The following is a 12,198-nucleotide window of genomic DNA, read 5'->3' on the forward strand; positions in this document are numbered from 1 at the left end:
AAAAAATGAGTTAAAATGATTCCCCTTGCATGGATTCACTTTGAAAAACAATGGTAAAAATGATTCGACCATTGAGGGATTCAGCCTGGATGGTCGCCCCAAGCATATCAAGAATAGATTTTGTTATGGCAAGCCCTAAGCCGGTTCCTTCTTCTGTTCTTTGTCTAGACGCATCTGTTCGATAAAAACGATCAAATAATCTGGATAGTTGTTCAGGAGAGAGTTCAGGGCCTTCATTTTCAATTGAAAATATTGTGTTATCTAAATTCTGTTGAAGTTTTATCTGTATTGTAGAATTCTTGTTTCCATATTTAACTGCATTAGACAATAGGTTGCTGAGTGCGCGACGTAACATAGCAGGATCACCTTTTACATTGCCAGATCCTGTTTGTTGAAGTGTCATATTTTTTTCGGCAGCTAGAGCGTCATAGAAATCAAATAAAGCGGTAACTTCTTTAATGAGGTCAATATTCTGTAAGTTCTGTAAATTTAAGCCATGTTCTGCTTTTGCCAAGAAAAGCATATCGGACACCATTCGAGCCAAACGTTCAAATTCTTCTAAATTAGAAAATAGTATTTCTTGATAAGTACCAATATCTCGGTTACGGGCGAGACATACTTGAGTTTGGGTCATTAAATTATTAATCGGTGTTCTAATTTCATGTGCTAAATCAGATGAAAAATCGGAAAGTTTTTCTAAAGCTGACTCTAGTCTGTCCAGCATAGCATTGAAGGCGATTGCCAATGATTTTAGTTCGGTTGGTGTATGCTCAACTTCTAAACGTTCTGAAAGATGTTGAGCAGAAATTCCTTCTGCGACCTTAGCCATTTTTTGCACTGGTCTTAAACCTCTCCAGGTTGCAAACCAACCTAAAAACATTAAACAAATTGTACCAGCCAAACCAATATACAAAAGTTGACGCTTAAAATCTTTTAGAAAATGTAGATGTTCTGATGTATCGATCCCAACAATAATTCGTACAGATTGTATTTCAGAATTTCTATTTATACCTGTAGTGTAGATCATGCCACGATAGGTCTTATTTTGAACTTGCCATTTAATCCATGAATTATTTGCTGACTTGATTAAATTTTGAGTATTAATGATTGAGGATGCTGAACTAAATAAAACTTTACCTGTCGGTCGTTCTATTTGGACCATAAGATCATGGTGTCCAACTAACGCATCTCTTAAATAAAGATTAAGTTCTGGAGAATTTTTAGGATGCTGTTGGAGAAGATTCTGAATAAGCTGGATTTTACCTTCTAATTGGGTACGGTCTTGAGTTTCAAAATGATGCATTACTAATTTATTTATGAACAAACCCATAATAATTAGAATGAAAATAGTAGATAATGAGAAAATGATACCGATCCGGAAACTGATCGCTCTGAATAAATTATTATTCATCCTCTACCTCTAGTACATACCCCATTCCTCGAATATTCTGAATTAATTTGGGAGTAAAGTTACTGTCAACTTTACTTCTTAATCGTTTAATAGCGACTTCAACGACATTCGTATCACTATCAAAGTTCATATCCCAAATTTGAGATGCAATAAGTGCTCTTGGTAGAATTTCACCTCTTCTACGCATAAAAAGCTCCATAAGCGCAAATTCTTTAGCCGTCAGATCAATGCGTTGACCTGCTCGTGTTACCCGACGTTTTCTCAAATCAAGTTCTAAATCAGCAATCTTAATAATATTATTATCTTCTCTTTGTTGCCCTCGTCTAAGGAGCGTTTTTATTCGAGCTAGAAGCTCTGCAAAAGCAAAAGGCTTTACTAAATAATCATCAGCGCCTAACTCTAAACCTTTTACTCGATCTTCGATTTGATCTCGGGCGGTAAGAAAAAGAATGGGCATTGTTTTACCGCTGCTACGAATATCATTGATAATATTCCAACCATTTAGTCCAGGTAACATCACGTCTAAAATAATTAAGTCATACTCTTCAGAAAGAGCTTGATGTTTACCCGTTAACCCATCTGTAACCCAGTCCGTAATATAGCCAGCTTCGGATAAACCTTGCTTGAGATAATCACCAGTTTTTTGTTCATCTTCAACTAATAGTATTCTCATTTCCGAATCCTAAGTCATTCATTAAAACTATAATAACGTTATAAAACATCTGATCGAGATAGATTACAAAAATGTCATTTTCAAGTCACTTAGATGTTCAGTGCTTCACTTTATTGTAGTAGCAAGAAATTAACTTTTAGAGAAACTTATGAAAACTGTAGTGCGTCGTAGTCTAACAATTTTAATGTGTGCTGGAACTTTAATTGCTGGTACTCAATCTTGGGCAAAAGATGTATCAACCTCAAGTGCCACTAAAACGGTAAAAGCACAGGAACCTTGTACAAAACCTTGTAAAATGGAAAAAGATGACAAGACTCAGCAAGATCATAGTCAACATCAGTCTCCTAACTCATCTGACATGTCAAAAATGGATCATTCTATGATGAATATGGACCATTCTAAAATGGATCATTCAAAGATGAATATGCCTGGTAGCAATAAATAATTTTATAAATAGCGAGAAAGAAGTATTAAAGTTTATACTAAATATTTGCTTTATTACTTCAATCTTGACCTTTCTAAAGGTGAGATAGAATGTCAAAAAAGTTAAGTCATATACTCTTAATTGGAGTTGGTTTATTTTCATCAACTTGGGTAATGGCGGCAGTTAAAGAATATGATTTAACAATCGCTGAACAAACTGTAAATATCACAGGAAAACCGCTAAAGAGAATTACCGTTAATGGTAAATTCGTTGCACCACTTCTTGAATTTGAAGAAGGTGATGAGGCCGTTATCCGTGTTCACAATAAGTTAAAAAATCAGGACTCTTCAATCCATTGGCATGGCTTATTATTACCTGGAATTATGGATGGTGTACCTGGATTTAACAAATTTAATGGCATTGCCCCTAATAAAACTTATGAATATAAGTTTAAAGTCCGCCAAAATGGTACTTATTGGTATCATTCACATAGTAAAGGACAAGAACAAGACGGTTTATATGGTGCTTTTGTTATTTATCCTAAAGATAAAACTCCACTAACAGCTGCTGAAAAAACCGATAAAGATTACGTTGTTTTGCTTTCTGATTTTCATAATTCAACAAGTGATCAAATTATGAAAAATCTTAAAAAAGAAGCAGATTACTATCAGAACCGTCGCGAAACAGTATTCGATGTATTAAAACAAGTTAAACGTGATGGATTAAAGGCAACTTGGCAAGACCGCTCTATGTGGAATCAGATGCGGATGTTGAAAACAGATATGTCCGATGTGACTGGTTATACATTTTTAATGAATGGCAAAACACCTCAGCAAAACTGGACCGGTAACTTCAAAGCTGGTGAAAAAGTTCGCCTTCGTTTTATTAATGCTTCCGCTATGTCATTCTTTGATGTACGCATTCCAAACCTAAAAATGACTGTAGTCAGTGCTGATGGTCAACCTGTAAAGCCCGTTCCTGTAGATGAGTTCCGTATTGGTACTGCTGAAACCTATGATGTCATTGTGGAACCAAAACAAGCACATTACCAAATTGAAGCTGAATCTATTGATCGTACCGGTTTTTCAGTGGGAACATTACATGAAGAAAGCAGCCCAGCAGTCAAACAAATTGAGATGCCTAAATCTCGCCCTCGTGCTTTATTAACTATGGAAGATATGGGGATGAGCCATGACATGTCATCTATGAAAGATATGAATCACGATATGTCTTCTATGAAAGGTATGGATCATGATATGTCTTCTATGAAAGGCATGAATCACGATATGTCTTCTATGAAAGGTATGGATCATGATATGTCTTCTATGAAAGGTATGGATCATGATATGCCGATGAATAGCGCTACTGTTAAGGCGGCTTCAGACAAGAATGATAATACCGTATTTGAATGGGCAAATGCTTCAACACCTGAAGGTAATAAAGCATTGCAATATAGTGATTTGCAATCGTTAGATCCTCAAAAAGACACTCGTGCAGCTGAACGTGAAATAGAGATCCGTCTTGGTGGAAACATGGAGCGTTATATTTGGACAATAAATGGTAAAAAATTTAATGAAGCCGACCCACTAGTGGTGAAGTATGGTGAACGTATTCGCTTAAAATTTGTCAATGACAGTATGATGGCTCACCCAATGCACTTACATGGCATGTTTATGCAGCTTGAGAATGGTCAGGATCCAAGCAATATGCCAAACAAACATACGGTAATTGTTCCACCTGGGAAAACGATAACCACTCTACTCACAGCTGATGAGTTAGGTGAGTGGGCTATTCATTGTCACCTGCTTTACCATATGAGTGCAGGAATGATGAATAAACTCATTGTAGCTCAAGTGGAAGATGGTAATTCTACAAAGACTGTTCCTCAGTCCCAAGTAAATGAGAAGGGAGTAAATCCACATGCACATCACTAATAATTTGTTTTCAAAAACAACTTTGATGATTGCGCTATTTGGATTATCAAATCTAACGTTCGCTAAAAATGAAACTCCTGTACAAGACAGTAATATTACAAAAAATATGAAAATTCTTTTACAGGAATCTGGAGGATTAAAGTATTCCCTTCAAGAGCGTTATCCAGAATATTATTCAATGGAAAATGCAAATGGGGGAGATAATATTATTTTGACTGCAAGAAAGAGATCAGACGGATCTCACGATGATCATCTTAAAGAACATGGCGGACAAATTTATCAAGTAACAAGACTTGAAAATGCATGGATGGTTGATGAAGACGGTAAGGGCAACCTAGGAACAAAGCTTGAAACTTTGATTGGAACAGATGAAAATCGTCTATTTATTGAAGCCAATTCGGAAAAGTCAGAAAGTAATGATCCAAAATATGCTGTATCAGCACTTTATAGCCGTAACGTAGCCCCATTTTGGGATATACAAGCTGGTGTAAGATATAGCGAAGATAAAAATAGCAGCAACAGTGATCGAGTTGATGGTGTTATTGGTGTATTAGGATTAGCTCCTTATTTCTTTGAAACACAAGCATATCTTTATGGCGGTGAGAATAATTTTTGGGGAGCAAGTTTTGAATTAGAACGTGATTTGCTTTTAACTCAGAAACTTATTACTCAACCTTATATCGAAGCAGATGTAATATTTAGCGATGATTCTAACTATGCTGCAAAATCAGGTTTATCAGAACTTAAAACTGGTATCAAAACCCGATATGAGATTACTAAGCGAATTAAACCTTTCATTGATGTTGCTTACCAATATGAAAAAGGACAGAAAGCCACTTCTATGCAAGAGGCAACAGAGTCTGAAAAGGGATGGAAATATGGTGCAGGTATCGAATTAGTTTTTTAAAATAATATGACTTGGAATCATGAATGGGCACTGTTGCAAATAGAGATTTGAGTCGATGAAGTTCCTTTTTAAAAGTGCTTAGAGACCGAAAACCCTGTTGATTAGACACACTTCACCTTGAGGCTGACCATAATAAAATGACGATGCTTGTCCTTTACGTAGTGCACGCATGACTTCAATACCTTTAATTGTGGCATAAGCCGTCTTCATAGATTTGAATCCTAATGTGGCCCTGATGATCCGCTTTAACTTACCATGATCACATTCAATGACATTATTTTTATACTTAATCTGCCTGTGCTCAATATCTACTGGACATTTTCCTTCTCGCTTTAACCGTGATAAAGCATGGCCATAGGTCGCTGCTTTATCTGTATTGATGACCCGTGGAATTTGCCATTTTTTCACCGTATTGAAGATCTTTCCTAGAAAACTATAGGCTGATTTACTGTTCCGTCTAGCGGAAAGGTAAAAGTCAATCGTATGACCCCGTTGATCAACTGCACGATACAGGTAAGTCCATCGCCCCTTCACTTTGATATAAGTCTCATCCATATGCCATGAATGTAAATCTGTAGGATTACGCCAATACCAGCGTAACCGTTTTTCCATTTCTGGAGCATAACGCTGAACCCAACGATAAATTGTACTGTGATCCACATTTATGCCTCGTTCAGCGAGCATTTCTTGAAGTTCACGATAGCTGATGCCATATTTACAATACCAACGAACAGCCCAAAGAATGATTTCACCTTGAAAGTGCCGACCGTGGAAGGGATTCATCTGCTGTATCTCGAAATAAATAAGATATTTAGCTTATCATGTCAGCCTATTTGCAACAGTGCCTGAAAAATTGAAAGGCCAAAAAGTAGGGTATATCCGGGTAAGTTCTGTCGAGCAAAACACTGGACGTCAACTTGAGGGAATTGAAGTCGACCGGATTTTTGTTGACCGTGCTTCAGGTAAAAATACTGACCGACCTAAATTTCAGGAAATGTTGAACTATGTCCGGGAAGGGGACAGGGTGATTGTACATTCCATGGATCGTTTTGCGCGAAGCCTGAAAGATTTGGTCACTGAAGTAGATAAACTGGTCAAACGAGGGATTGCCATCCAGTTTGTAAAAGAAAATATTACTTTTACGGCCGAATCCACCCCGATGGATAATTTGATGCTGCAATTGATGGGTGCTTTTGCACAGTTCGAACGTGAGATCATTTTAGAGCGGCAAAAGGAAGGAATAAAACTCGCCTCTGCTCAGGGGAAGTACAAAGGTCGGGTGCATAAACTAAAGCCTGACCAAGCTGAAGCTTTACGACAAGCATGGAGGGAAGGGAAGTATCCATCAAAAATGGCATTAGGAAAAGCTTTTGGGATTAGTCGTCAGGCGGTATACCGATATTTACAAGTTAGTGAATAGCTTATTGGGATTGGCAACTAAATTTAGTTTAACTTATAAAAATCATGAAACATTGTTCGAATTTTAAGCGTGGAACATAAATAATCAATAAAAAGCCGCTCTGGTACCCTATGCCCCACAACGGCTTGATCTAATATACTGAAATTTAAAGATAAATAAAGAGAATTTCGTATAAGGTGTATTATGTTATTTTTAGAGAAACTACTAAATTATATTGGGTTGTAAATATTTGAAATTCCGTTAAGATATTTTGGATTAAATTCTATTCCTAGATAGCATTCGTGTTGACTCATCTCTCCAAAAAACTTTGGTTTTGTTTTCTTATGGTTTTTGCCATAGGATGGAGTAGTGTATCTGTTGCATCAGTAAAGATAATGCATATCAATATGCAAACTGAAATGAGCCAAGATCATTGTTTAGATCAAGCACAGCAAGTCACTCAACATGGTATTAATCACGAAGTACAGACGAATACCGATTGCCATAATCATTTAGCTCTTAATCAGAATATAGATCACAAAAAGTGTCAGGAATGTTCTAGCTTATCCTGCCAGACACAGATCTCATGTCTTCATTCTTTGCAAAGCTCGCTAGATCCCCTATATACCTTCTATTCTATAGATCAGCCTAATTTTTATTACCCCAACCAATATCTAAATGGGTATTGGCAAGAAATTTCACGTCCTCCTAAAACTTAACCAATTTTTTTAAAATTTATTTATTTTTCAAAAATTAAGGTTAAGTTATGTCTCATAAAATTAGTTGGTACCTATTAGCAGGTATTTGTTTTGCATCGTCGCCTTTGGTTTTTGCCGAAGTGCGTGAATATCAGCTTGTTATTGATGAAGCAGTGGTCAGCCCAACTGGAAAGCCTGTAAAGCGCATTACCGTAAATGGTCAATTTCCTGCGCCTTTGCTTGAGTTTGAAGAGGGTGATGAAGCCATCATTCGCGTGAAAAATAATTTAAAAAACCAAGATTCTTCTATTCATTGGCACGGACTGTTGTTGCCGGGCATTATGGATGGTGTACCGGGATTTAATGGTTTTAACGGTATTAAGCCTCAAAGCGAGTATGTTTATAAATTCAAGATTCGCCAAAGCGGGACTTATTGGTATCACGCTCATTCTAAAGGACAGGAACAGGACGGCTTATATGGTTCTTTTGTGATTTATCCAAAAGGTAAAACACCATTGGCAGCACATGAAAAAGCTGAACGTGACTATGTGGTGATGTTGTCAGATTTTCATGAAAAAACCAGTGATCAAATTCAGAAAGATCTTAAAATTTCAGCTGAATATTATCAAGATCAGCGTGAAACCTTGGGTGATGTTTGGAAGCAGGTTAAACGTGATGGCATAAAAGCGACATGGTCTGACCGCAAAATGTGGAATCAGATGCGTATGCTAAAAACCGACATGTCGGATGTTACAGGTTATACCTTCCTCATTAATGGCAAAACACCTGAACAAAATTGGACAGGAATGTTTAAACCGAATGAAAAAATTCGCCTACGTTTTGTGAATGCATCTGCGATGTCTTTCTACGATGTCCGTATTCCTAACTTGAAAATGACTGTGGTCAGTGCTGATGGTCAGCCTGTAAAACCTGTTGCTGTGGATGAGTTTCGTATTGGCACAGCTGAAACTTATGATGTGATTGTGGAGCCCAAAGGCGGACATTATCAAATTGAAGCTGAGTCAATTGACCGTGCAGGCTATGCGATTGGTACACTGCACAATGAATTAAATCCTATGACACATGGCATTCATATGCCTGCACCACGTCCACGCTCACTTTTGACCATGGAAGATATGGGACATGGTGGCGGTGATCATGCAGGAATGGATCATTCGAAAATGAACCACGGCAATATGCAAGGCATGGATCACTCGAAAATGGATCATTCAAAAATGAACCATGGCGATATGCAAGGCATGGATCACTCGAAAATGGATCATTCAAAAATGAACCATGGCGATATGCAAGGCATGGATCACTCGAAAATGGATCATTCACAGCATGGCACAGCAAAACCACAAGAAAATGATCAAGTGGTTTATGGTTGGGCAAATGCATCTACACCTGCGGGCAATAAAGCCTTGCAATATAGTGATTTAAAATCTTTAGAACCGCAAAAAGATACTCGTGAAGCTAGCAGTGAATTAGTAGTGCGTTTGGGCGGTACTATGGAGCGTTATATTTGGACGATTAACGGTAAAAAATTCAGCGATGCTGAGCCATTAAAAGTGAAGTATGGCGAGCGTATCCGTATCAAATTTATTAATGACAGTATGATGGCGCACCCCATGCATTTACATGGCATGTTTATGCAGTTGGAGAATGGTCAAGAGTCGGTAGATATGCCGAATAAACACACATTGATTGTACCACCGGGTAAAACAGTGACTGCTTTATTAACTGCGGATGAGTTGGGCGAATGGGCAATCCATTGTCATTTGTTGTATCACATGAGTGCAGGAATGATGAACAAGTTGATCGTGGCAAATGTTAGCGATGAACAAGTGTCTACAACGCCAATTCAAGGTACAAATTCGACTCAAACTCACCAAGTAACTGAGCAAAAAGGAGCTGGACATGCACATCACTAATTTTGTATTTAAAGCGTTTTTTTCTGTTGCGGTATTGAGTTTAACAAGCTTAAGTTTGGCGCACGAAGGGCATCATTCAACTGCTCAGACTGATGGAAAAAATGTACCATCAATGAATCATCAAGCGATGTCTGAGATGGATCATTCACAGCATTCTCCACAAGAGCATGCACAACACATGCAGATGATGGGGAAAATGAATCATGCTGCACATTCAGCACCGATGAACCATCAACATGCAGGTCATCAGCCAATGCATCACAAATCAACAGAGAAACAGCAAGATCAAAAAGTACAGAAAGGAGATCAACATGCGCACCATTAATCTTTTTTCTAAAACTGTTTTAGCAAGCTCTTTGTTGATGGTCAGTGCAGTGAGTTTGGCACATAATGGTGAAGATCATAGTGCGCCTGAAAAAATGACAGTTGCTACATCTTCTAGTCAAAATCAGCCGATGCAAATGGATCGCTCTCAAATGAACCATAGCCAAATGAATCAGGCACAACATCAGGCAACATCTACGGTTAATCATTTACATCATGTACCAGATGCGAATGCTCAGCAGAGTTCGCATTATGATCATCGCTCAGAACACGGTGCGCAAATTTATGCGATTACGACAGTGGACAATAAGTGGCTTGTCAATGAAGATGGCACAGGTGATTTAAAGTCAGAGTTTGAAACCCGTATTGGCACAGATGAAAATAAGGTTTTTATTAAAATTCATGCCGATAAAGAAGAATCGCATGATGCACATTATGATGCCAAACTTTTATATAGCCGTATGATTTCAGACTTTTGGGATGCACAGATTGGTGCACGTTATCGTAGTGAAAAAGTTGAACTCAATGATCATCGCAAAGACACCGAAGAAAATGTTGATGCGGTGATTGGCTTACATGGTATGGCGCCATATTTCTTTGAAACTGATGCTTATCTCTATGCGGGAGAAGACAATTATGCGGGCTTTAGCCTAGAAACGGAACGTGATTTTCTGATTACGCAAAAGTTGATTATTCAACCTTATTTAGAGTTGGATGCTATCTTTAGTGATGACTCTAAATATGCGAAAAAAACTGGTTTAAGCAGTGCAACCGCAGGGTTTGAAACTCGCTATGAAATCAGTAAAAAGATCATGCCGTATATCGACATTGCCTATGAGTATTCAAAAGGTAATGATGAAACGTCGTGGCAAATAGAATCAAACTCTGAGAAAGGTTGGTTATATGGAGCTGGTGTTAGATTTAGATTTTAATTAATTTAATGATTACTAAATAGCTTTATTTAAATAAAACTCTAGCTTAATGTGGCCGGAAGCAAAATGTTAACTTATTTTGCTTCCTTCCATTTAACATAATGGCTGTTATGCGAAGTCGACTTGTAATGCAATTTGCATTACAATATTCCTAGTACATTAAATACTTGGGAAATATGATGGCTACTGTTAACTTCAGGATCGATGAAGCCCTTAAAGAAAAATCTTATTCAATCCTTAAAGAGCAAGGTATTGCACCTACGGATTTCTTCACTAGTATTCTTGAGTATGTTGCTACGACTGGGAAACTGCCTGTCAAAAAAGCTTTGCTTTCAGAAGAAGATGAAGAATTATTAGCTCTTGTCCGTAAGCGCATTAATGATCCTAAAGAGATGTTTGAGGAAGTCACATTAGATGACTTATAAGCTTTTACGTCACAAGGACTTTACAGCAGAATGGGAAAAACTCCCTGTTGCTATACGAGATCAATTTAAAAAGAAACTAGCCAAAGTCATAGAGCAGCCACATATTCCAAAGAATATGCTTAGAGGCGATCTTGCAGGTTGCTATAAAATCAAATTATTAAAAGCTGGTGTCCGACTTGTCTATCAAGTTAAAGATGATCAGGTAGTTATCCTGCTCATTACCGTCGGAAAACGAGCTGATAGCATAGTTTATGACGAAGCGAAAAAGCGAATTAAAGACTAAAAATGGGAGCTTAAAGCTCCCATTTTTGGCTTCGTATAAGGTGTATTATGTTAATTTTAGGAAAGGCTCTAGACTAGCAGAATGATTATGTTAGTCTAGAGCCATATAATTAACATTATTGAAGTATTTTACATGGCAATTTTTCGACATTCTTCTGCACACTGACGGCAAGCCTCAGCACATTTTTTACAATGATCATGTGAATGTTTTTCACACTCTTCCGCACAATATTCACAGATCTTAGCACAAAGCTCACAAATCTCTTTGAGGAAAGGTGAGTTATGTTGTTGCATACGCACACATAACTGACAAATATCTGCACATTCTAGACAACGTTGAATACATTCACGCATCATCTCTAAATCTTTTTCTTTTAAACAAGAAGTTGCACATTCAGTACAAATAAGTGAACAGTTTGTACATGCAGAAATACACTCTGAAAATTCCGTATTAATCATTTTTTACTCTCAATTTATATAATCAAAGAAATAATTAAAACATAATTTTTTTCTACTAATTATTTTAAATTATTAGTAAATGTAATACATAATTTTAATTTATATGAATAATGTTAATTTTAACTAAATCTTATTTATATTCCAAATTATTAAAAAACAGTTTTTAATTAGGATAGATGATCAAGTATCAAAAGCAGCTATTCTTAAAATAACTACAATAATTTTATCACTTTAAAAATAGATTTTCCCTCTATTTAACATAATGGTTGTTATACGAAATTCATATTTTAAACACATAAAAATCAAATACTTGTGTTATAGTGATAATGCTCGACGATGTCGAAAAGCTGACTTGGAAACAACTCGGCTTTTTTATGATCGTTTTTGATAGTTCTT

Annotated in this window: 13 protein-coding genes; 9 read left to right on the forward strand and 4 right to left on the reverse strand. The window is 37.0% G+C overall.

Translation table 11 applies throughout. The features are described from left to right. Positions 1 to 10 precede the first annotated feature (10 nt). The gene (locus FTV42_RS13450; RefSeq protein ID WP_004281867.1) at positions 11 to 1,411 is read right to left on the reverse strand and encodes a heavy metal sensor histidine kinase; all 1,401 of its coding nucleotides are present in this window, start codon (positions 1,409 to 1,411) and stop codon (positions 11 to 13) included. Beyond that, a complete protein-coding gene (locus tag FTV42_RS13455; RefSeq protein WP_004663993.1) occupies positions 1,404 to 2,084 on the reverse strand; it encodes a heavy metal response regulator transcription factor in 681 nt (226 codons plus the stop codon). Before FTV42_RS13455 ends, FTV42_RS13450 begins: the two co-directional genes overlap by 8 nt. Positions 2,085 to 2,232: 148 nt before the next feature. On the opposite strand from FTV42_RS13455, the gene FTV42_RS13460 reads away from it, so the two are divergent. From FTV42_RS13460 to FTV42_RS13470, 3 genes are all read left to right on the forward strand, one after another. Continuing rightward, positions 2,233 to 2,529, forward strand: a complete 297-nt coding sequence (locus FTV42_RS13460; protein ID WP_005006338.1) for a hypothetical protein — start codon at positions 2,233 to 2,235, stop codon at positions 2,527 to 2,529. 89 nt (positions 2,530 to 2,618) lie between these two features. Next, positions 2,619 to 4,442, forward strand: coding sequence for a copper resistance system multicopper oxidase (locus FTV42_RS13465; RefSeq protein WP_180039040.1), 1,824 nt, complete (start codon positions 2,619 to 2,621; stop codon positions 4,440 to 4,442). Then, positions 4,429 to 5,349, forward strand: coding sequence for a copper resistance protein B (locus FTV42_RS13470; RefSeq protein ID WP_180039041.1), 921 nt, complete (start codon positions 4,429 to 4,431; stop codon positions 5,347 to 5,349). Before FTV42_RS13465 ends, FTV42_RS13470 begins: the two co-directional genes overlap by 14 nt. A 78-nt stretch (positions 5,350 to 5,427) precedes the next feature. Here FTV42_RS13470 and FTV42_RS13475 read toward each other — a convergent pair whose 3' ends face one another. Next, positions 5,428 to 6,132, reverse strand: coding sequence for an IS6-like element IS1008 family transposase (locus tag FTV42_RS13475; protein ID WP_001067783.1), 705 nt, complete (start codon positions 6,130 to 6,132; stop codon positions 5,428 to 5,430). A 70-nt stretch (positions 6,133 to 6,202) separates the two neighbouring features. On the opposite strand from FTV42_RS13475, the gene FTV42_RS13480 reads away from it, so the two are divergent. The 6 genes from FTV42_RS13480 to FTV42_RS13505 all read left to right on the forward strand — a co-directional run bounded on the left by FTV42_RS13480 (position 6,203) and on the right by FTV42_RS13505 (position 11,344). Next, the gene (locus FTV42_RS13480; protein WP_004282172.1) at positions 6,203 to 6,769 is read left to right on the forward strand and encodes a recombinase family protein; all 567 of its coding nucleotides are present in this window, start codon (positions 6,203 to 6,205) and stop codon (positions 6,767 to 6,769) included. Between the two features lie 745 nt (positions 6,770 to 7,514). Beyond that, positions 7,515 to 9,380: a copper resistance system multicopper oxidase gene (locus FTV42_RS13485; protein WP_180039042.1), complete on the forward strand. Its 1,866-nt coding sequence runs from the start codon at positions 7,515 to 7,517 to the stop codon at positions 9,378 to 9,380. Beyond that, positions 9,367 to 9,705 (forward strand): hypothetical protein, encoded by a 339-nt coding sequence (locus tag FTV42_RS13490; RefSeq protein WP_004897649.1) that lies wholly within the window; start codon positions 9,367 to 9,369, stop codon positions 9,703 to 9,705. The genes FTV42_RS13485 and FTV42_RS13490 overlap by 14 nt, the downstream gene beginning before the upstream one ends. Further along, positions 9,692 to 10,636 carry a copper resistance protein B gene (locus tag FTV42_RS13495; protein ID WP_004668309.1) on the forward strand — a complete coding sequence of 315 codons (945 nt, stop codon included), beginning with the start codon at positions 9,692 to 9,694 and terminating at the stop codon, positions 10,634 to 10,636. The genes FTV42_RS13490 and FTV42_RS13495 overlap by 14 nt, the downstream gene beginning before the upstream one ends. 179 nt (positions 10,637 to 10,815) lie before the next feature. Further along, positions 10,816 to 11,061 (forward strand): type II toxin-antitoxin system RelB/DinJ family antitoxin, encoded by a 246-nt coding sequence (locus FTV42_RS13500; RefSeq protein WP_000246755.1) that lies wholly within the window; start codon positions 10,816 to 10,818, stop codon positions 11,059 to 11,061. Further along, positions 11,051 to 11,344 carry a type II toxin-antitoxin system RelE/ParE family toxin gene (locus FTV42_RS13505; protein WP_000221358.1) on the forward strand — a complete coding sequence of 98 codons (294 nt, stop codon included), beginning with the start codon at positions 11,051 to 11,053 and terminating at the stop codon, positions 11,342 to 11,344. Before FTV42_RS13500 ends, FTV42_RS13505 begins: the two co-directional genes overlap by 11 nt. A 128-nt stretch (positions 11,345 to 11,472) precedes the next feature. On the opposite strand, the gene FTV42_RS13510 is transcribed toward FTV42_RS13505, so the two are convergent. Then, positions 11,473 to 11,802 (reverse strand): four-helix bundle copper-binding protein, encoded by a 330-nt coding sequence (locus tag FTV42_RS13510; RefSeq protein WP_004641881.1) that lies wholly within the window; start codon positions 11,800 to 11,802, stop codon positions 11,473 to 11,475. Positions 11,803 to 12,198 lie beyond the last annotated feature (396 nt).

The organism is Acinetobacter sp. YH16052 (genome assembly GCF_013417155.1).
GTDB lineage: Bacteria > Pseudomonadota > Gammaproteobacteria > Pseudomonadales > Moraxellaceae > Acinetobacter.

Excerpts from the sequence above, each read along its gene's own strand:
- FTV42_RS13495 (WP_004668309.1), top strand. The coding sequence starts at position 9,692 with ATGCGCACCATTAATCTTTTTTCTAAAACTGTTTTAGCAAGCTCTTTG.
- FTV42_RS13485 (WP_180039042.1), top strand. The coding sequence starts at position 7,515 with ATGTCTCATAAAATTAGTTGGTACCTATTAGCAGGTATTTGTTTTGCA.
- FTV42_RS13500 (WP_000246755.1), top strand. The coding sequence starts at position 10,816 with ATGGCTACTGTTAACTTCAGGATCGATGAAGCCCTTAAAGAAAAATCT.
- FTV42_RS13460 (WP_005006338.1), top strand. The coding sequence starts at position 2,233 with ATGAAAACTGTAGTGCGTCGTAGTCTAACAATTTTAATGTGTGCTGGA.
- FTV42_RS13470 (WP_180039041.1), top strand. The coding sequence starts at position 4,429 with ATGCACATCACTAATAATTTGTTTTCAAAAACAACTTTGATGATTGCG.
- FTV42_RS13465 (WP_180039040.1), top strand. The coding sequence starts at position 2,619 with ATGTCAAAAAAGTTAAGTCATATACTCTTAATTGGAGTTGGTTTATTT.
- FTV42_RS13505 (WP_000221358.1), top strand. The coding sequence starts at position 11,051 with ATGACTTATAAGCTTTTACGTCACAAGGACTTTACAGCAGAATGGGAA.
- FTV42_RS13455 (WP_004663993.1), bottom strand. The coding sequence starts at position 2,084 with ATGAGAATACTATTAGTTGAAGATGAACAAAAAACTGGTGATTATCTC.
- FTV42_RS13475 (WP_001067783.1), bottom strand. The coding sequence starts at position 6,132 with ATGAATCCCTTCCACGGTCGGCACTTTCAAGGTGAAATCATTCTTTGG.
- FTV42_RS13510 (WP_004641881.1), bottom strand. The coding sequence starts at position 11,802 with ATGATTAATACGGAATTTTCAGAGTGTATTTCTGCATGTACAAACTGT.
- FTV42_RS13450 (WP_004281867.1), bottom strand. The coding sequence starts at position 1,411 with ATGAATAATAATTTATTCAGAGCGATCAGTTTCCGGATCGGTATCATT.
- FTV42_RS13490 (WP_004897649.1), top strand. The coding sequence starts at position 9,367 with ATGCACATCACTAATTTTGTATTTAAAGCGTTTTTTTCTGTTGCGGTA.